This window comes from Pseudoflavonifractor sp. An85 (assembly GCF_002161235.1).
GTDB lineage: Bacteria > Bacillota > Clostridia > Oscillospirales > Oscillospiraceae > Enterenecus.
Genome location: NZ_NFHE01000006.1, coordinates 18,784 through 36,815 on the forward strand (window position 1 = coordinate 18,784; position 18,032 = coordinate 36,815).

Below are 18,032 nucleotides of genomic sequence, written 5' to 3' on the forward strand. Positions count from 1 at the left end.
GAAAAACGTGGGATTTTTTGATAAGATAAAGAAGATAGGAATTTTTAACGGTTTCTCTCAGCTGGATGACGACTTCTATGACGAGTTGGAGGAATCTCTGGTCATGGCAGACATGGGGGCAGAGACCACTATGGAAGCGGTGGAGGAGCTCAAGCAGCGGTGTAAGCGTGACAAGATCAAAGATACCGAGGGTGCCAAGGCCTGTATGAAGGAGATTTTGGCCGAGTTGCTCACAGTGGGTGATTCCAGCGTAGATATGAGCCGCCCCCCTGCAGTGGTGCTGTTTATCGGGGTCAACGGCGTGGGCAAAACCACCTCCATTGGCAAACTGGCTGCCCGTTGGAAGGGAGAAGGGAAGCGTGTACTGCTGTGTGCGGGAGATACCTTCCGCGCCGCCGCCGCCGACCAGCTCACCATCTGGTCTGAGCGTGCCGGCGTGGACATCATCAAGCAGCATGAGGGTGCCGACCCCGCCGCCGTGGTGTATGACGCCATGAGCGCAGCTAAGGCCAGAAAGACCGACGTAGTACTGGTGGATACCGCCGGGCGTCTGCACAACAAGCAGAACCTGATGAATGAGCTCAACAAAATCTCCCGAGTCATTGATCGGGAGTGCCCCGATGCCAGCCGGGAGACTCTGCTGGTGCTGGATGCTACTACAGGTCAGAACGGTCTCATTCAGGCCAAACAGTTCGGGGAGAGCGCGGGTATCACCGGCATTGTGCTCACCAAGCTGGATGGCACCGCCAAGGGCGGCATTGTCATTGCCATTGCCAAAGAACTTGGTGTGCCGGTCAAATACGTAGGCGTTGGCGAGCAGGTGGGCGATTTGCAGCCCTTTGATGCCAAGGCGTTTGTGGAGGCGTTGCTGTAATGGTTTGGTTGGTACTCAGTCTTTTGGTGACGGGATATGGCGTTTGGTATGCCATCAACCCGGTGCCCTATTTACAAAAGCGGATGAATCGGAAAGATGTGCCCGAGAAATCGGTGAGAACCGCACGCATCGTGGGAATCGCTCTGGCAGCTATGGGCGTCATTTCGGCCATCTGTCAGGTGGTTGGCATGACCATTGCGGGATAACGGTAAGGAGGAGAACATCATGACTCGTTTGGATGGAAGAGCAGTAGATCAGCTTAGAGACATTCAGATTGAAACCAATTTTGTGAAGTTTCCTGAGGGAAGTGTATTGATTACCTGTGGGAACACCAAGGTGCTGTGCTGCGCCAGCGTGGAGATGACCGCTCCCCGCCATGTGCCCGAAGGAACCGGCTGGGTCACCGCGGAGTACTCCATGTTGCCTCGGGCCAACCGGGAGCGCTCCCGCCGGGATGTATCCAAGCTGAAACTCTCTCCCCGCTCAGCAGAGATTCAGCGTCTGATTGGTCGTTCCCTGCGGGCGGCGGTGGATATGACCATGTTGCCGGATATGACCATCACTGTGGACTGCGACGTGCTGCAAGGGGATGGTGGTACTCGTACCGCCAGCGTCACCGGCGGATTCTTGGCTCTGGCCATGGCCTGCAACAAGCTGGTAAAGGACGGCGTCCTGCCCGCCTCTCCGGTGAAGCACTATGTGGCTGCCATCTCTGCTGGTATTGTGGATGATGTCCCCATGCTGGATCTGTGCTACGAGGAGGATTCCTCTGCCATGGTGGATTTGAACTGCGTGATGAATGAGGAAGGCGCCCTGGTGGAACTGCAGGGCACCGGTGAGGGCCGCGCCTTCACCTTGGCCGAGCAGCAACAGCTGGTGGCTCTGTGCCAGAAGGGCATTGAGGAGCTCGTCCAGCGGCAAAAGGAAGTTTTGGAGGGTGTGCAATGAAACTGGTACTGGCCAGCCAAAATGAGAAGAAGCTCAAAGAGATGAACGACATTCTCTCCCAACTGGGTATTGAGGTGTGTTTGCAGTCTCAGCTGGGCGTACATGTGGATGTGGAGGAGACCGGGGATACTTTCGAGGCCAACTCCCTGCTCAAGGCCCATGCGGTGATGGAGGCTACCGGAATGCCCGCCATTGCCGATGATTCTGGCCTGTGCGTGGATGCCTTGGGTGGAGCGCCCGGCGTCTACTCCGCTCGGTACGGCGGCCCCGGTCTGGATGATGTGGGTCGGTATCGCCTGTTGCTGGAAAATATGCGTGGACAAACCCCTCGTACTGCCCGTTTTGTATCGGTGATTACCTGCTGTTTTCCCAACGGGGATGTTCTCGCCGCTAGAGGTGAGTGCGAAGGTACCATTGCCTATGCGCCTCAGGGTGAGGGCGGCTTTGGCTATGATCCGGTGTTTTTCCTGCCTCAGCGGAAAAAGACTTTTGCACAACTGACGGCAGAGGAGAAAAACGAGATTTCCCACCGTGGAAAGGCTTTGGCCCTGTTTCGGGAGAAGCTGGAAGAATATTTAAAGAAGTAAAAGGAGTTCACACATGGATTTGACAAGCAAACAGAGAGCACAGCTGCGTGGGCTGGCCAACAACATTGATACCATTCTGCACATTGGCAAGGATGGCATTGGAGAGAATCTTATCCGCCAGGCAGATGACGCCCTGGAGGCCCGAGAGCTCATCAAGGGCAAGGTTCTGGAAAACTCCATGCTCTCCGCCCGGGAAGGGGCAGAGGAACTGGCTCGCGCGACTCGGAGCCAGGTGGTCCAGGTCATTGGTACCAAGTTTGTGCTCTACCGTGAGACCCACAGCAAAGAGAAGGACAAGCGTATCAAACTGGTAAAGTAACTCTCGTTGGCACATACCATCCAAAAAGGGAAAGGAATGTGATGGCAAGATGAGAATTGGTATTTATGGTGGAAGCTTCAACCCGCCCCACTTGGGGCACATGGCAGCTGCTCGGGCGGCGATGGCCAGTCTGGAGCTGGACAAGTTGGTGTTGGTACCCAACAGCCAGCCTCCTCACAAGCAGCTGCCTCCAGGCAGCCCAACCCCTCAGCAGCGCATGGCCATGACCGCTTTGACTGCGGATCAACTCGGCCCCCAGGCAGAGGTCTGGGATGTGGAGCTCCGACGGGAAGGGAAGAGCTATACCGTGGATACCCTGGAGGAAGCGGTGGAGCGGTGGCCGGAGGATGAGCTGTGGCTACTCATGGGCTCTGATATGTTCCTCTCTTTGGAGGACTGGCATCGTCCCCAGCGCATTATGGAGCTGGCTGGCATCTGTGCCTTTGCCCGCACCCGCGAGGACATGGAGCGCTGCCGTACCCATTGTACGGCCTTGGCTCAACGATACCATGCCAGGGTTCAGGTGATTGAGATCCCTGACCTGCGCGAAGTATCCTCCACCCAGATTCGTAGTCTTTTGCCCCAGGGTGGGGGTATGGAGCACCTCTCACAGCCGGTATACGGCTATATTCTGCGGGAGCATCTCTATCACACCCACGCCAATCTGGCCCAACTGTCTGTGGAAGAATTGCGGTGTGTCTCCAACTCCATGGTCAAGGCCAAGCGTTTGGCCCATATCAAGGGGACGGAAGAGGAGGCTGTGCGTTTGGCGCGCCGCTGGGGTGCGGATGTAGAGCAGATGCGTCGAGCCGGCATTCTCCACGATTGCACCAAGTATTTCCCCCTGGAGGAGCACTTGGCCATCTGTGACCGATATGGATTTTCTCTGGATGAGATGGAACGCAGATCCGAAAAGCTACTTCACTCCAAGAGCGGCGCTGCCTTGGCCCAGCACATGTTTGGGCAAGAGTCCATTGTGTGTCAGGCCATCTCCTACCACACCACAGGTCGTGACCATATGACGCTGGAAGAGATGATTTTGTATATGGCCGACTATATTGAGCCAAATCGAGTGTTTGATGGGGTAGAGGAGATGCGGACCTTGGCCTATCAGGATTTAAAGGCTGCCATGCTCATGGGTGTGGAGATGTCCATGGAAGACATGAGAGAGCGCAACCAGCCCATTCACACCAATACGCTTCGTGCCTATCAATGGCTGAAAGATGAACTTGCACTGCAACACCCCTAATGGGTAATGACGAAAGGAGAAACAACCATTGCTGACATCAAAGGAAATGATCGCTGTGGCCGTGAAGGCCTTGGACGCAAAAAAGGGTAAGGATATCAAGGTGCTTTACACCGCCGACCAGACCACATTGGCAGACTACTTCGTGCTGTGCACAGGTACGTCCAATACCCAGGTGAAGGCTCTGGCCGATGCCGTGGAGGACGCCATGACCCAGGCTGGTGAGGAGCCCCATCACGTGGAGGGACACCGGGGCGGTCAGTGGACCCTGCTGGACTACTCTGCAGTTGTGGTTCACGTCTTCACCGAGGAAGCCCGGGAGTTCTACGCTCTGGAGCGGCTGTGGTCTGATGCTACCATGGTCAACCTGGATGAGTATCTGGTGAAACCTGAAGACTAATGTAAAAGAAGCACCTCGGTAGGATGCCGAGGTGCTTCTTTTATTTAAGACTTAATACTTAATAATTGGTTGCGCGGCGCTCAAAGTAGGCCTGGGGATGGGCGCAGATGGGACATTCTGCGGGCGCATCGATACCCACATGGACGTGACCACAGTTGCGGCAGATCCAAACCGTCTGCTCGCCAGCGGAGAACACCATATCGTTCTCCAGGTTGGCCAGCAGCTTCAGATAGCGCTCCTCATGCTCCTTTTCGATGACGGCAACGCCCTCGAACAAGTCGGCAATGCGATCAAAGCCTTCCTCGCGGGCAGTCTCTGCCATCTCCTTATACATGGTCACCCACTCATAGTTTTCGCCCTCGGCAGCAGCCTTCAGGTTCTCACGGGTGGTGCCGATACCGCCCAGTTCTTTGAACCAGATCTTGGCGTGTTCCTTTTCGTTGTTGGCAGTCTCAGTAAACAGAGCAGAAATCTGCTCATAGCCTTCCTTCTTAGCCTTGCTGGCAAAATAGGTGTACTTGTTGCGAGCTTGACTCTCTCCAGCAAAAGCAGCCCACAGATTGGCCTCGGTTTTGCTTCCTTTGAGTTCCATAGTAATACCTCCTTCAGTGAAGCTCATCTTAGGATGAGCTTTTCTTCATCATACTACGCCTATGGATTGGTGGCAAGAAAAAATTTCTGATATATTTTTTAACGTTCTGTTACATACTTCTAGTATCTCAAAAAGGAGTGTGAGGATATGAGACGAACATGGTCAATGTTAGCGTTAGCGCTTGTAGCGTGCTTTGTATTTGCTGGATGCTCCAGCAAACCAGCAGAAATGACCCCGGATGTGATCCCGGCCAGTCAGACACCCAATGATGCCGATCAGGGCGGCGGAGCCGGAGGCACCAGTGATCAAAACAATGACGGTGAGCCGGACTCCACTCCCGGCCTGGACGAGCGTGTGGAGGATGGCATGGACGATGTGAAGGAAGGCATCGAGGACGGGGTAGATGATGTCAAAGATGGCGTCGAAGAGGGAATAGATGATGCCAAGCGTGGCATTGAGAACGCTGCAGATAGCGTCCAAGATGAGATGAATCGGATGAAAGACGATATGACCAGATAAGCAAAGCAGCTGCCAAGGGTGAGTACCCTTGGCAGCTTGCTTTTTGTTTATTCGTGGTGGATGTACTTTTCCATAGTGTCCAAAACACCAGTCCCGCCAAGTTCTTCCCCAATTTTGTGAAATTCATGGCGGTGGTAGAAAGCCTTGGCCCGCTGGTTTTCCGGGGCGCAGCGCAACAATAGACGCTTACGGCCCAATTTCCGATAGGTGGAAACCGCTTGCCCCAGCATTTGCACGCCAAAACCTCGAGAACGATAGGGAGGAAGGACGCAAAAGAAAGGAATACGTCCCACGCCTTCTTCCGCCTGTTGTTGCCAATCCATTTGGAGAATGCCCACAGGCTCCTGGTCCAACATAGCCACCAGGACGCTTTCAGGGGCGTACTCAGAATTGCGCCGGACAACATCCAGAAACCCTTGGCCGTCAAAGCAATCCATGGTGCCGTGGCTGGTCATCCATGCTTCTCTACGGGCTTCCTGATAAAACGCCTCTTCTTCCGGTAGTTGCAAAGGACGGAAGCGTAGGGAAGTTTTGCGCAGAGATTCCAGAATGTCCTGGCTTGAGTTGTTTTTGGGATGAATGCGATTGGCCAACTCGCCCAAATGGCTGTTGTCGTTGTAATAACACACATGAACCTGTTCGTCCTGGATTTCCAGTTTGGCCACACAGGTGTTGTCACCCAAGGGGAATGTGTCAATTTCCTCCAGCGGAATACCCAGCCATCCCGAGATAGCGGTGCGAATGGCACTACCATGGGAAAAGATCGCAACGGTTTGATTGGGATGGGCAGCAGCAATGCTGGTGATGGCGCACATCATACGTTCCCGCACGCCGGGGAAGGTTTCACTTCCGTCCACGTGCCACTGGGGATCACACAGGCAGAACTGTTTTAAGGATTCCGGATCGGCATAGAGTAAATCCCCCCAGGTGTGGTCCTCCCAACAGCCGGATCCCACTTCCCGCAGGTCAGAGTCCAAATGAAGGGGCAGCCCCCGGGAGAGACAAACCGACTTGGCGGTTTCCATGGTACGGGTCAGATCGCTGGAATAGGCAGCGTCAATGTGCACCCCTTCAAAGCGGGAAGCCAGAGCTTGCACCTGGCGACGCCCCAGGGCGGTGAGCAGGCCATCGTACCAGCCTTGACAGCGGCGGTACAGATTGCCCTCTGCTTGGGCGTGCCGGATGAGATAAATTGTGGTCATGTCGTTCTTCTCTTCTTTCGTGGGGCAATTACCAGGGGCGTACGCCACCCGTGAGCTGGGCAATGGAATCCAAACCTTGAGCAACAGCCAGCTCTTTCAGACCGTCCCGCACCCGCACAGGGGCATAGGGATCGGCAAAGCAAGCGGTTCCAACGGCTACGGCATTGGCACCAGCCAACATCAGCTGGGCGGCATCATCAGCCTTTGCCACGCCGCCCATACCCAGAATAGGCAGGTTCACAGCCTGAGCCACTTCCCAGACCATACGCACAGCCACAGGGAGTACGGCAGGACCGGAGAGGCCACCGGTGTTCATTTTCAAAATGGGGCGGCGTGTATTGATGTCAATGCGCATGCCTCGCAGAGTGTTGATGAGGGAGAGCGCATCAGCGCCAGCGTCCGCCACAGCGCGGGCAATCTCGGTGATGTCGGTGACATTGGGGGAGAGCTTCACCATGACAGGGACGGTGGAGTGAGACTTGGCCATATGGGTGACCTCGGCTGCCAGCTCGGGCTTGGTTCCGTAAGCCAGTCCACCCGCCTTGACGTTGGGGCAGGAGATATTGACCTCGATCATGTCCACGCCGGCAGCAGACAGCTTTTCGCACATCTCGCCGTACTCCTCAGGGGTGTTGCCCGAGATGTTGGCAATGACCTTCACGTCATACTGGCGCAGGAAGGGAAGCTCCTCGGCAATGAAAGCGTCCACGCCTGGATTTTGCAGGCCCACGGAATTGAGAATACCCATGGGAGTTTCTGCAATGCGGGGGGCAGGATTGCCCTCACGACGCTGGGCAGTGAGGCCCTTGACACAGATGCCTCCCAGCTCAGACAGGTTGTAGAACTGGCCGTACTCGCGGCCAAAACCAAAGGTACCAGAGGCCACAACCACCGGGTTTTTCAGCTCAACGCCGGCCAAATTGACCTTCATGCAGGGTTCAGTCATCCCAAGCCACCTCCTTAGAGTCGAAGACGGGGCCGTCTTTGCACACATGCTTCTGGTGTCCGTCAGCGCCCTTACAAGCGCACACCAGACAGGCGCCTACGCCACAGCCCATGCGCTCTTCCACGGAGACCTGGCAGGGGACGCCAAAAGCCTCAGCCACTTTGGCCACAGAGCGGAGCATAGGCTTGGGGCCACAGGCCAACACAGCGGTATAGCCGGGGTTACGCTCCAGCTCCTCTCGCACCAGGGCATCCACGAAGCCGTGGTGCCCCATGCTGCCATCATCGGTAGCCACACGAACCTGCTCACAGCAGGTGGCGAACTCCTCCACCAACATGGAGTTGGATGCAGAGCGGAAGCCCAAAATCGCGGTGTTGTGCTCTCCGGCATGCTTGGCACAGCCCAGCATGGGAGGCACACCGATGCCACCGCCCACCAGCAGGTAGCGGCCCTGAGGTTCCATCTGGAAGCCACGGCCCAGAGGGCCCAGCACGTCCAGAGTTTCACCCACCTGACGCTGAGCCAGCCACTGGGTGCCCTCGCCGCGGGCCTCAAAGACCATGCGGATCAGGTCGCCTTCTACAGACCAGCTGCAAATGGAGATGGGGCGGCGCAAAAGCAGGCCCTCTCCACAGCGGACGTGGACAAACTGACCGGGGCGGGTGATTTGAGCCGCCATACCATGGCTCTGGAAGGTCATAGATACGCCACCGGAGGGAAGCTGAACGGCCTCCACGATGGTACAAGTCTGTTCTACTTTCATGTCATTCTCCCTCTCTTGCGCGTTACCGGACGGTGATGAATTGCTTCAGCTCGTCACGCATCTGGATGGCTGCGGCACGGGCAGCTTCCTGGTAGTCCACACCGTCGTTGCCGGTCTTCTTCCAGGCGCACATGATGGAACGAGAGGCGTTGATAATGGCGCCGTGGCCCAGTTCATCAAAGGCGTTGCGCACATCCTCAGCGGTGCCGCCCTGCGCACCGTAACCGGGCACCAGGAAGAAGGTCTTGGGCAGGCGGCGGCGCAGCTCCTTGAGCACAGAGGGGTGGGTAGCGCCCACCACAGCGCCCAGAGCCTGATAGCCACAAGTGCCCTCAGTGTCCTTGCCCCAGCGTTCGATGAGATCGCCCATCACGGTATACACCAGGCGATCACCGGCCACCATGTCCTGCAACTCCACGGAAGAGGGGTTGGAGGTCTTAGCCAGAACAAAGGCGGATTTGTTGTGGGCCACGCACTCCTTGAGGAAGGGGTTGATGGCATCGGAGCCCATGTAGCCGTTGAGGGTCACACAGTCCGCGTTGAAAGCGGGGAGAGCGGTGCAGCCCACCTGGGTGGTGCCCAGCCAGCCCTCTGCGTAGGCGGTGGCAGTGGTGCCAATGTCGCCGCGCTTGATATCAGCGATGACGTACAGTCCCTTGCTCTTGGCGTAGGCCATGACTTCTTCCATCACCTTCATGCCGCGCCAGCCCAGCATCTCAAAGTAGGCGGCCTGGGGCTTCACAGCGGGAACGATGTCACACAGGGCATCAATGAGGCAACAGTCAAACTCCCGCACAGCTTCAGCGGCAGCTTCCAGCGTTTCACCCAGCTGATCGGTGTATTTTTTCAGGATGTGAGGGGGGATGTACTCCACGCGGGCATCCAGACCGGCCACAGTGGGGTTGGACTTCTCTCGGATTTTTTCTTGCAGAACATCGAATGACATAGCTCAATCCTCCTGATAAATAATCTGACCCATAGAAATGGTATATTTCACTTTGCCCTGGAGTTGGAAGCCGTGGAAGGGGGTATTGCGACCCTTAGAGGCAAATGCCTCCCGATCCACCGTCCATCTCTCATCCAGGTCGAAGATCACCATATCGGCGTGCTGTCCCACCTGCAATGTGCCCTTGGGCAGGCGCAGCAGGGCAGCAGGAGCGGTGCTCATGCGATTGATCACATCCAGCAAGCTCATATGTCCGGCATGGTACAGGTACGTCAGAGACAGACCCAGAGAGGTCTCCAGTCCCACCATTCCGCTGGGCGCCTGCTGCAGGTCCTGGGCCTTTTCCCAGGCGCAGTGAGGGGCGTGATCGGTGACAATGGCGTCGATGGTGCCATTCTTCAAGCCTTTCAAAATGGCCTCCCGGTCTGCGTGAGTTCGCAGGGGAGGGTTGACCCTGGCCATGGTGCCCTGGCGCAAAACTTCTTCCTCAGTGAGCGTGAAGTACTGGGGACAGGTTTCGCAGGTCACAGCCACTCCGTCGGCCTTGGCGCGGCGGATGATTTCTACCGTACCAGCCGTAGAGATGTGGCAGATGTGTACCCGGGCTCCGGTATCCTTGGCCAGCATCACGTCCCGCATCACCTGCAACTCCTCAGCAATGGCAGGGCGGCCGGGAATCCCCAACTGCTGGGATATAACACCCTCATTGACCGCATAGTTGCGCACCATGTCTCTATCTTCACAGTGGTCCAAAATAGGCAGCCCCAAGGTGCGGGCTTGCTGCATGGCCTGTCGCAGCAGAGCAAGGTTCTGAATGGGCACACCATCGTCGGTCAGGGCGGGGACACCTGCCTGCCAAAGGGCCTGAAAATCGGTGAGCGCTTCGCCCTTTTGACCTACCGTAACGGCGGCAGCAGGGTAGACGTTAATTCCAGTTGAGGCAGCCTTCTCCTTGACCCGTGCCACCATCTCCGGACAGTCGGTGGCGGGGCGGGTGTTTGGCATGGCCACTAAAGTGGTTACACCGCCCCGAGCAGCAGCTGCACATCCGGTGGCGATGGTCTCTTTGTCCTCAAATCCCGGCTCTCTCAGGTGGACGTGGAGATCCACCAGGCCAGGGGCCACCACCAATCCGGTGGCGTCCAGCACGGAGCAGTGCTCTTCTGGTGTGGGGAGAGATTCACCCACGGCGGCAATGCGTCCGTTGTCCACAAGTACGTCACAGATTTGATCCATTCCGGTGGAGGGATCAACCACGCGTCCACCTTTCACCAGTAATTTCAAATTCATCACTCCTCGTATTGCTTCTACTAAATTCGTTCTATTATACACGATATAGCAGAAGGATGCAATTCATAATTCCATAAAAGTGCGATGATATTCCCAAAAGATTCGGAGAAGATGACAGGAAAAACGGGGATTCCCAGCAAGAAATATAAAAACAGGGTGACGCATTCCATCATATGGAATGCGTCACCCTGTAAAAAAGAAAATTGAAAGCTTACTTGCCTACCTCGATACCAGCCAGATAGGCGCTACGGGTAGCCTGATCTACTTTGCCAGGGGCGATGGCATCACCAATCACCCAGGTCTTCAGGCCCTGGGTCTCTGCCGCCTCCTTGAGGGCGGAGATGTCCACGCTGCGCATACCCAGAGCGTAGATGACGGTGTCGGCCTCCAGCGTCTGTACGCCGTCGGCGTTCTCCACCTTCACGCTGTTGGGGGTGATCTCCAGACAGCGGGTCTTGGGCATCATGACCATGTGGTTCTTCTCCATCTCCCAGACCAGAGCCTCCCGGTACATGCCGAAGGCCTCGTTGGCCACACGGTCCACCATCTCGATCACAGTGACCTCATGGCCGGTTTTTTGCAGGTGTAGGCCGGCTTCACAGCCCACCAGGCCGCCGCCAACCATGACAATCTTGTGGCCAGGGACCACCTTGCCGTCATACATGTCCATAGCTTGATGTGCGTGCTCAATGCTGCATACGGGAGGACAGCTGGGCAGGGAGCCAGTGGCAAAGATGACGCCATCTGCGCCGAAGGAGCCAATGTTCTCAGGGGTCACAGTGGTGTTGAAGCGCACGTCGATGTTCCGGCGCTCCACCTCCCGTACCAGCAGGTTTTTAAAGTTGCGCAGGTCAGGCTTATCCACGTCCACGTCAGTGAAGCGCAACAGGCCGCCCAAGTAGTCATGCTGCTCGGCCAAAATCACTTTCTGTCCCCGGTCGCAGGCAGTGATAGCGGCCTGGAGACCAGCAACGCCACCGCCCACAATGAGGACGGTCTCGCACTTGGATGCGGGAGACAGAGTGTCGGGATTAAAGGGCAGGTGAGCCAGGGGGTTGATGGTGCAGTGGCCCACGTACAGGGCCAGCTGCTCGCTGGTAAAGGGCAGATCATCGTAGCCCTCCTCAGGTGAGCCAGGGAAACATTTGTAGCAACGCAGGCAACGGCGAATTTGATCGGCGCAGCCGCTCTTCGCTTTGTTGGCAAATTCAGGGTCAGCCAGCATCTGGCGGCCCAGAATGACAAAGTCCACCTTGCCATCAGCAATGGCTTGCTCGCACATTTCGGGGGAGTTGATTCCGCCCACAGCGCCCACAGGCAGCTTTGTGTATTGCTTGATAATAGCTGCAGTGTCGATGTTCAGGCCATGAGGATGGAACATGCTGCTCTCGGTGCCAGACTTGACAGACTCCTCATAAATGCCGCAGGTGACATGTACAGAAGTGATGTAGGGTTCCGCCATGGCAATAAACTCGCCGGTTTCCTCGGGGGTAATACCACCGGGCTGGTGGTCGGTGCCATCGATGCGCAACTCCACCAGGAAGTCAGGGCCTACCGCCTCCCGGATGGCTCGGAGAATCTGCAGGGGGAACTTGGCCCGGTTTTCCAGACTGCCACCATACTCGTCCGTGCGGGTGTTCATCAGTGGGGAGAGGAACTGAGTGAAAATGAAGCCGTGTCCACCGTGGACCAGAACACCGTCAAAACCAGCCTTCTGCATATAGGTGGCGGCAACGGAAAAATCGTTGGCGATGCGCTCCATGTCGTCGGTGTTCATGGCGCGGACCTTCACACCGGCCAAGTTGACGGACTCCACAGGGCCAATAGCCTCCTGGTCGGGAGCAAAAGGCACCTTCTCCTTGCCGCAGTGCACCAGCTCGGCCAGAGCCACAGCACCGTGCTTCTTGATGCGACGGGCGTACTCGCCTACGGCATTGAAGGTCTCCATGTCCTCCTCGGGCTTGGCGAAATCGAAGGGGCGGAAGCCGGGGATACGGATGGCGTCTGTGAAGTTGACATCGGTCTCACCCACGATGACACAGGCGTTGCCGCCCTTGGCGGGGCCTTCCAGCTTGCGGTAGGTGAAGTCCCGAGCCTCGGGATTCTGTACTACCAGGCCAAAAGCCATGGGAGCGCTGACAATGCGGTTACGGTAAGTAACATTGCCCACCTGCATGGGGCTAAACAGATTTTTGAATTCCATCTTAACTGCTCCTTTCTACCTTAGTCCAACCCTGGGAACTGGATTTCCTTGTACTTGGGGAGCCGCTCGGCCACCAACTTGCGCTTCTCAGGGTTGGAGAAGAAACCACCCTGGGTATCGGCAATCTCATCACAGTGGACGCCGCGGCCTTCCTCGGTGGTGCGATCCCGCTCCAGACCGTTGGAGGCGATGACAAAGCGCCATTTCCCGTCCTCGGTCTTTTCCAGGTCACCGCCGGCACCGCACACTACGCACTCAATGGGGTAGTGCAGGCCGCCCCATTGGGGCTCGCCCAGACACAGGGCATTGCTGTGGCAGTTGGGGCACCAGCCGTAGTCGGGATCGCCCAACCACTTGCGCTGGTCCGGCTCGGTGTTCAGGGCGTACATGATGTTTACGCCGATCTCGTGGGCTCGGTCCAACTTCTCCTGGTGGAGGAGTACTTGAGCAGGGGCAGGAACCTGGGTAGCCATATACATATCCACCACCTTAAAGCTGTTGGTAAAGGTAGTGGCCTGCATGCACTCCAGAGCCATGGACTGCCAGGCGCGAGTGGAGCCACCCACAGCAATCAGGCCGGCCACACGGTCCTTGTGGGGAATGGCACCGATCTTGGTCAGAAAGGCGGATTCGTAGGCCAGGTTACGGTGCATGAATTTCAGGAACAAGGAGGAAGGCATCAAATCATAGGTGGGAGCGGCAAAAATCACAGCGTCCTGATCCAGCATGACTTTCATGATTTTGTGCTTGTCGTCTTTGGTTTCCAGAGAGCAGGGGACATGCTTGCCCATGGACATCCCCATGGTGCAGGCGGTGCATCCATTGCAGTCCAACAGTTCATAATCCTTGAGGTTGATCATTTGCACCTCAGCGCCCATCTCCTGACAGGCGAGAAGCGCCTCTTTGAGCAGAATTTCACAGTTGCTGTCCTTACGGCCAGCGGTGATTCCCATGACTTTGAAGGCCATTGGTCCATCTCCTTTGTTGTATTGATGTTAAAATATTAACATAAGCTGTGAAGGAAGTGAAATTTTGCTTTTTTTGCTCATTGATAAAAAAGTTTATTAATGTAGAATAGAGAATAAGAGAGGTGAACGGACAGTGAATACCGAGCAATTGCGCTATTTTTTGTCAGTGGCGGACCACTGCAATTTTACCGAGGCTGCCCGGGAGAACTATGTGACCCAGCCCGCCATCACCCATCAGATCTCCGCTCTGGAGCGAGAACTGGGGGCCAAGCTCTTTTTGCGCACGACCCGCAGCGTGAAGCTGACGGCCGCAGGAGAGCTGTTTCTGGAAGATGTCAACATCATGTTAGAGCAGCAGGAGCGGGACATTGCCCGGCTTAGACAGTTGGAGAGTATGGGGGATGTGCAGCTGACCATCGGCTACTTGAGCAGCGCCACCCGGCACTTTTTGCCTCAGCTTGTCCGGGCTTACCGACAGCAGTATCCCCAGGTGCAAGTGAAGCTGATGTGCAATGTGGCGTCGGGGCTGCAAATGGGTGGGGAACAGTGCGCCTACGACGTGTTGTTCTCTGTCCTTTCCGACATGGATGGCTGGGAGGGCTATTTGCACCAGAAACTGTCAAGCGACCACTACTGCATAGTGTGCCCTCAGCAGCACCCGTGCCTGGAGCATACCACTTTAGACATCAGAGACCTCTCCAAAGAGACCTTTGTGTGCCTGGCCAAGTCGGCGGCGGGGTATATGTATAAGCAGTTTTATCAGATTTGTCGGGCGATGAATTTCACACCCCGTTCTGTGGTGGAGTGTCCCACCATGGAAGAGGTGCTCTTCTCGGTGGAGACGGGCCAGGGCATCGCGTTTTTGCCTTACCACATCCACAACTACATCCACTCCGATCTGGTGTATATCCCCCTCAACGGGGCGGTGCCCAGCATTGACTTAGGGGTGGCGTGGCGACATCCCTCGGACAACCCGGCGGTGGAGTGGTTTATGGACATGGTAAGGCGCAAACTCATCCAGGACCCGGGGTTTTTCTAACTGGAAACGGCCGGACATCCTCAAAAGAATGTCCGGCCGTTTCCGGTATGGGCAATATGAAAAAGCAAAGATCCCGGATGCTTTTGCATCCGGGATCTTTGGTACGGCTGGAGGGATTCGAACCCCCGACCTTTTGGTTCGTAGCCAAACACTCTATCCAGCTGAGCTACAGCCGCAAATTGACTTGTGGAGCTGGTGACGTGACTTGAACACGCGACCTGCTGATTACGAATCAGCTGCTCTACCAACTGAGCTACACCAGCATTCCGTGACGCCATCGTGGCAGAGGCGAGGCTCAAAAGCTTGTTTATTCTAGCACGAAGGCAAGCAGCTGTCAACCCCTAAATGAAAAAATTTCGACGACATTTCATGAGAGTAGGGAACAAAGTGGCCCCCTCCACCGTGGGCGGGTGGAGGGGGCAAGGTTTTCAAAAGAGAGAGGGAGGAGTTGTCATTTCTGACATCCTTAGAATACCACATCCCGATTTCGGAGAGTGGATAAAGTTTGAAGAAATTTTGAAAAAATTATGAATAAGTCAAATGGAGTCATGAGGGCGGTTCTCTGCAAGGGGGGCACACCCATGTGCCAGGGTTTGCAGGACACTCCAAGCCCACATCGCCTGACGGGGATGTGTGATGGGCACCCATACATGTTCTGCTGGAATTTGTCGCTCTAGAGGCTCCCGTTCAAACCAGGGTGATGAAGTCTGCGCTTGCATAACCTTCGGTGCCATCCAGGGACACCAGATACCAATCCTGCCACTGGTTGAGAATGGTGAGTGTGGCCCCGTCGTAGGCTTTGGCGATGACTGGGGCAGATAGAGAGGGCCGTGCACGGATGTTGAGATAGCCCCAGCTCACATCTACCACACCTTGACGAGGAGCATTGGGGGTAAGAAAGGGGATTTGGAAATATTCCGCCAGGGCTCGCACGATGGTTTGAGCAATCAAGTCCAAGTTGCTTTGTACCCACACTGCATCGTCCAGATTGTCATGGTAGCCCAACTCCAAAAAGACGGAGGGGGCACGGGTGAGCCGTACTTCGCCAATGGTTCTGGTTGGCTCTGCTCGCACTAGGTCTGGGATGGGGTAGATCTGCTTGAGTTGATCGGCCATAATGGTAGCTGCCCGGGTTCCCTGGACGCTGCCGGGATAGTGAAAGACCAACACGCCACGGGTTTGACCCTCCAGTCCAGGTGGAGAGGCGTTGGAGTGCAAAGCCAGGTGCAAATCATAATTTCCGGCATTGGATGCCCGGATGGAGGACGCCGCGGTCATATCGGGGGTATTGCGAGAATATCGAATGCCAGTAGCATCCAGGTATGGAACCATCGCATCGGCAAGGCGGTTCATCCACTCCTCTTCGCTGCCGCCGTTGACGTACAAATTACTCTCCTGGGTGGAGGGGGATAGATAAATGATAGGCATAATGAGACCTCCTTCACCCCAGTGTATGCCTGGGCCAGCAAAGTGACAGCCCTTCCCGGTGGAATACCTGAAAGGGCTGAGTACTTACATGTGTTGATACAGGGCGTGGGTCAAAGCGGAGAATTCCTCCAGCCCCAGCTGTTCGCCGCGCACGGTTTCCGGGAAGCCACACTGAGCCAAAATCTGCCGAATCTGATCCTTGGTCAACTGACTGCCGTAGGCGGAGGAGAGGGCATTGAGCAAAGTCTTTCTCCGTTGGGCAAAAGAGGCTCGGATGACCGAAAACAGTTGCTTAGGCGGGCAGTCCACAGGGGGAGTGTCCCGGAGGGTCATACCAATCACCGCAGAGGTGACCTTGGGGGCGGGAATGAAGCACTGGGCAGGAACTTCAAAGAGATACTCACAGTGGGCGTGGTACTGACAGAACAGGGAGAAGGCACCAAAATCCGATGTACGCGGTTGAGCGCAGATGCGCTTGGCCACTTCTCGCTGGATCATCACAGTCACACGCCGGAAACAACCGCTTTCCAGCAGCAGAGTGATGACAGGTGTGGTGATGTTGTAGGGCAAATTGGCACAGGCCATGGGGGTCAAGCCCTGAAACTTTTCTTCTACCAGCTGGGGAATGTTCAGCTTCATCACGTCGCCGGGAACGATCTCCACGTTGTCATATCCGCCTACTGTCTCCGCCAGGATGGGGAGCAGAGACCGGTCCAGCTCCACAGACACCACCTTGGCAGCCTGCTGGGCCAGCTGAACGGTGAGAGGCCCAATGCCGGGGCCGATTTCCAAAACGCCGCAGGTATCATCCAACCGAGCACTGTGAGCAATGTCCCGAGGCACCCAGTCCTCAATGAGAAAATTCTGGCCCATGGATTTGGAAAAGTGGAATCCATGGCGGGCCAATAGGGCCTTAATATCTGATAAGTTGGTTAAATCCATGTTTGGTTCTCCTTTGCCAGCAATGCTGTGCCGATGGCAGTGGCGCAGTCGGCGTTGGGGACGATCTGATAATTGGGGGTATAAAACCGCGTGAAAACCTGAAAACGCTCTTTGGCCTGGGGAAGCTGGGTCAAGGCCCCCAGCAACACCACCTCTGACACCTGGTGTGCCCCACAAGCCAACATGGCCATGGTACCGGTGCACTCCAGCACCAGATTCAAAAGGCCTGCGGCCCAGTCTGCATGGGTGGAATCCGGGGATGCCTTGGCCAGATTGGAGGAGGTGAGGGTGGGGTCCAAGGTTTCCGATCCGACAAACAGGTCTCCAATACGCAAATCCACATGTCCCATATCCCCCTGGTTGGCCAACTGGAATAGTTCGTCCGGGGTGTGTACACCCAGCAGCCCACGGCCCAGTCCCATGAGGGTTCCTCCGCCAATTCCAGTTCCGCCCAAGTGGGTGTAGGTTCCATTTTGGGCCAGCACAAAGGTGGTGCCTGTGCCCATGTTGACTACCAGAGCCTCACTTTTTCCAGAGAGAAAGGCGCCAGCGCATCCGATAGCATCCAGTTCAGATACAGTACACCGGGGCAGGCCCAAACACTCAGCCCCGCAGCGAGAGCCGTTGAGACCGGTGACTGACACATGGGTGATGGGCAGAGCGTTGATTTTGGATTGCTCCAGAGCCTGTTGTAAGGTGTGGGCTGTAGTATCATGATTGGGTTGATAATGGGTGGCACAAACCCGCCCTTCGTCCAGCACTGCCAGCTTCACCGCGCTGGTACCTGCATCAATGCCCAAAATCATAGCTGGTACCTCCC

General features: G+C 56.1%; 20 protein-coding genes and 2 tRNA genes. 9 read left to right on the forward strand and 13 right to left on the reverse strand.

Annotation, left to right across the window (positions count from 1 at the left end; translation table 11 throughout):
• Positions 1-7: 7 nt before the first annotated feature.
• The 7 genes from ftsY to rsfS are packed head-to-tail and all read left to right on the forward strand — an operon-like array spanning position 8 to position 4,374.
• A complete protein-coding gene (gene ftsY / locus B5G37_RS04425) occupies positions 8-874 on the forward strand; it encodes a signal recognition particle-docking protein FtsY (protein WP_087254767.1) in 867 nt (288 codons plus the stop codon).
• Complete coding sequence (locus B5G37_RS04430; protein WP_087254506.1) at positions 874-1,080, forward strand: hypothetical protein; 207 nt, start codon at positions 874-876, stop codon at positions 1,078-1,080. Before ftsY ends, B5G37_RS04430 begins: the two co-directional genes overlap by 1 nt.
• A 19-nt stretch (positions 1,081-1,099) precedes the next feature.
• Entirely contained in the window at positions 1,100-1,822 is a 723-nt protein-coding gene (gene rph / locus B5G37_RS04435; protein ID WP_087254510.1) for a ribonuclease PH, read from the forward strand.
• Positions 1,819-2,409, forward strand: a complete 591-nt coding sequence (locus B5G37_RS04440; RefSeq protein ID WP_087254513.1) for an XTP/dITP diphosphatase — start codon at positions 1,819-1,821, stop codon at positions 2,407-2,409. The genes rph and B5G37_RS04440 overlap by 4 nt, the downstream gene beginning before the upstream one ends.
• 13 nt (positions 2,410-2,422) lie before the next feature.
• Complete coding sequence (gene yhbY, locus B5G37_RS04445) at positions 2,423-2,728, forward strand: ribosome assembly RNA-binding protein YhbY (RefSeq protein ID WP_087254516.1); 306 nt, start codon at positions 2,423-2,425, stop codon at positions 2,726-2,728.
• Positions 2,729-2,777: 49 nt separating this feature from the next.
• A complete protein-coding gene (nadD, locus tag B5G37_RS04450) occupies positions 2,778-3,977 on the forward strand; it encodes a nicotinate (nicotinamide) nucleotide adenylyltransferase (RefSeq protein WP_087254517.1) in 1,200 nt (399 codons plus the stop codon).
• A gap of 31 nt (positions 3,978-4,008) precedes the next feature.
• On the forward strand, positions 4,009-4,374 hold the full coding sequence (rsfS, locus tag B5G37_RS04455; protein WP_087254770.1) for a ribosome silencing factor: 366 nt from the start codon (positions 4,009-4,011) through the stop codon (positions 4,372-4,374).
• Between the two features lie 58 nt (positions 4,375-4,432).
• Here the strand turns inward: rsfS and rbr are convergent, their stop codons facing one another.
• Positions 4,433-4,966 carry a rubrerythrin gene (gene rbr, locus B5G37_RS04460; protein ID WP_087254520.1) on the reverse strand — a complete coding sequence of 178 codons (534 nt, stop codon included), beginning with the start codon at positions 4,964-4,966 and terminating at the stop codon, positions 4,433-4,435.
• Positions 4,967-5,194: 228 nt separating this feature from the next.
• Here rbr and B5G37_RS04465 point away from each other — a divergent pair, with 228 nt between their 5' ends.
• Positions 5,195-5,485 (forward strand): hypothetical protein, encoded by a 291-nt coding sequence (locus B5G37_RS04465; protein WP_087254523.1) that lies wholly within the window; start codon positions 5,195-5,197, stop codon positions 5,483-5,485.
• 47 nt (positions 5,486-5,532) lie between these two features.
• Here the strand turns inward: B5G37_RS04465 and B5G37_RS04470 are convergent, their stop codons facing one another.
• The 7 genes from B5G37_RS04470 to B5G37_RS04500 all read right to left on the reverse strand — a co-directional run bounded on the left by B5G37_RS04470 (position 5,533) and on the right by B5G37_RS04500 (position 13,803).
• On the reverse strand, positions 5,533-6,687 hold the full coding sequence (locus B5G37_RS04470; protein ID WP_087254526.1) for a bifunctional histidine phosphatase family protein/GNAT family N-acetyltransferase: 1,155 nt from the start codon (positions 6,685-6,687) through the stop codon (positions 5,533-5,535).
• A gap of 28 nt (positions 6,688-6,715) precedes the next feature.
• Positions 6,716-7,633 carry a dihydroorotate dehydrogenase gene (locus B5G37_RS04475; protein WP_087254529.1) on the reverse strand — a complete coding sequence of 306 codons (918 nt, stop codon included), beginning with the start codon at positions 7,631-7,633 and terminating at the stop codon, positions 6,716-6,718.
• On the reverse strand, positions 7,626-8,396 hold the full coding sequence (locus tag B5G37_RS04480) for a dihydroorotate dehydrogenase electron transfer subunit (protein WP_087254530.1): 771 nt from the start codon (positions 8,394-8,396) through the stop codon (positions 7,626-7,628). Before B5G37_RS04480 ends, B5G37_RS04475 begins: the two co-directional genes overlap by 8 nt.
• 22 nt (positions 8,397-8,418) lie before the next feature.
• Positions 8,419-9,342, reverse strand: a complete 924-nt coding sequence (gene pyrF / locus B5G37_RS04485; protein WP_087254534.1) for an orotidine-5'-phosphate decarboxylase — start codon at positions 9,340-9,342, stop codon at positions 8,419-8,421.
• 3 nt (positions 9,343-9,345) lie between these two features.
• Entirely contained in the window at positions 9,346-10,632 is a 1,287-nt protein-coding gene (locus B5G37_RS04490; RefSeq protein WP_087254538.1) for a dihydroorotase, read from the reverse strand.
• 211 nt (positions 10,633-10,843) lie between these two features.
• On the reverse strand, positions 10,844-12,835 hold the full coding sequence (locus B5G37_RS04495; protein WP_087254541.1) for an FAD-dependent oxidoreductase: 1,992 nt from the start codon (positions 12,833-12,835) through the stop codon (positions 10,844-10,846).
• Positions 12,836-12,855: 20 nt separating this feature from the next.
• A complete protein-coding gene (locus B5G37_RS04500; protein WP_087254546.1) occupies positions 12,856-13,803 on the reverse strand; it encodes a flavodoxin family protein in 948 nt (315 codons plus the stop codon).
• Positions 13,804-13,936: 133 nt separating this feature from the next.
• Here B5G37_RS04500 and B5G37_RS04505 point away from each other — a divergent pair, with 133 nt between their 5' ends.
• Positions 13,937-14,842 carry a LysR family transcriptional regulator gene (locus B5G37_RS04505; protein WP_087254549.1) on the forward strand — a complete coding sequence of 302 codons (906 nt, stop codon included), beginning with the start codon at positions 13,937-13,939 and terminating at the stop codon, positions 14,840-14,842.
• A 99-nt stretch (positions 14,843-14,941) separates the two neighbouring features.
• Here B5G37_RS04505 and B5G37_RS04510 read toward each other — a convergent pair.
• The 5 genes from B5G37_RS04510 to B5G37_RS04530 form a co-directional block, all read right to left on the reverse strand.
• Positions 14,942-15,018, reverse strand: a tRNA-Arg gene (locus B5G37_RS04510).
• Positions 15,019-15,029: 11 nt separating this feature from the next.
• Positions 15,030-15,105 (reverse strand) — tRNA-Thr (locus tag B5G37_RS04515).
• 424 nt (positions 15,106-15,529) lie between these two features.
• A complete protein-coding gene (locus B5G37_RS04520) occupies positions 15,530-16,270 on the reverse strand; it encodes an SH3 domain-containing protein (protein WP_087254552.1) in 741 nt (246 codons plus the stop codon).
• An 84-nt stretch (positions 16,271-16,354) separates the two neighbouring features.
• Entirely contained in the window at positions 16,355-17,212 is an 858-nt protein-coding gene (rsmA, locus tag B5G37_RS04525) for a 16S rRNA (adenine(1518)-N(6)/adenine(1519)-N(6))-dimethyltransferase RsmA (protein WP_087254555.1), read from the reverse strand.
• Positions 17,203-18,018, reverse strand: coding sequence for a hypothetical protein (locus B5G37_RS04530; RefSeq protein ID WP_087254558.1), 816 nt, complete (start codon positions 18,016-18,018; stop codon positions 17,203-17,205). Before B5G37_RS04530 ends, rsmA begins: the two co-directional genes overlap by 10 nt.
• Positions 18,019-18,032 lie beyond the last annotated feature (14 nt).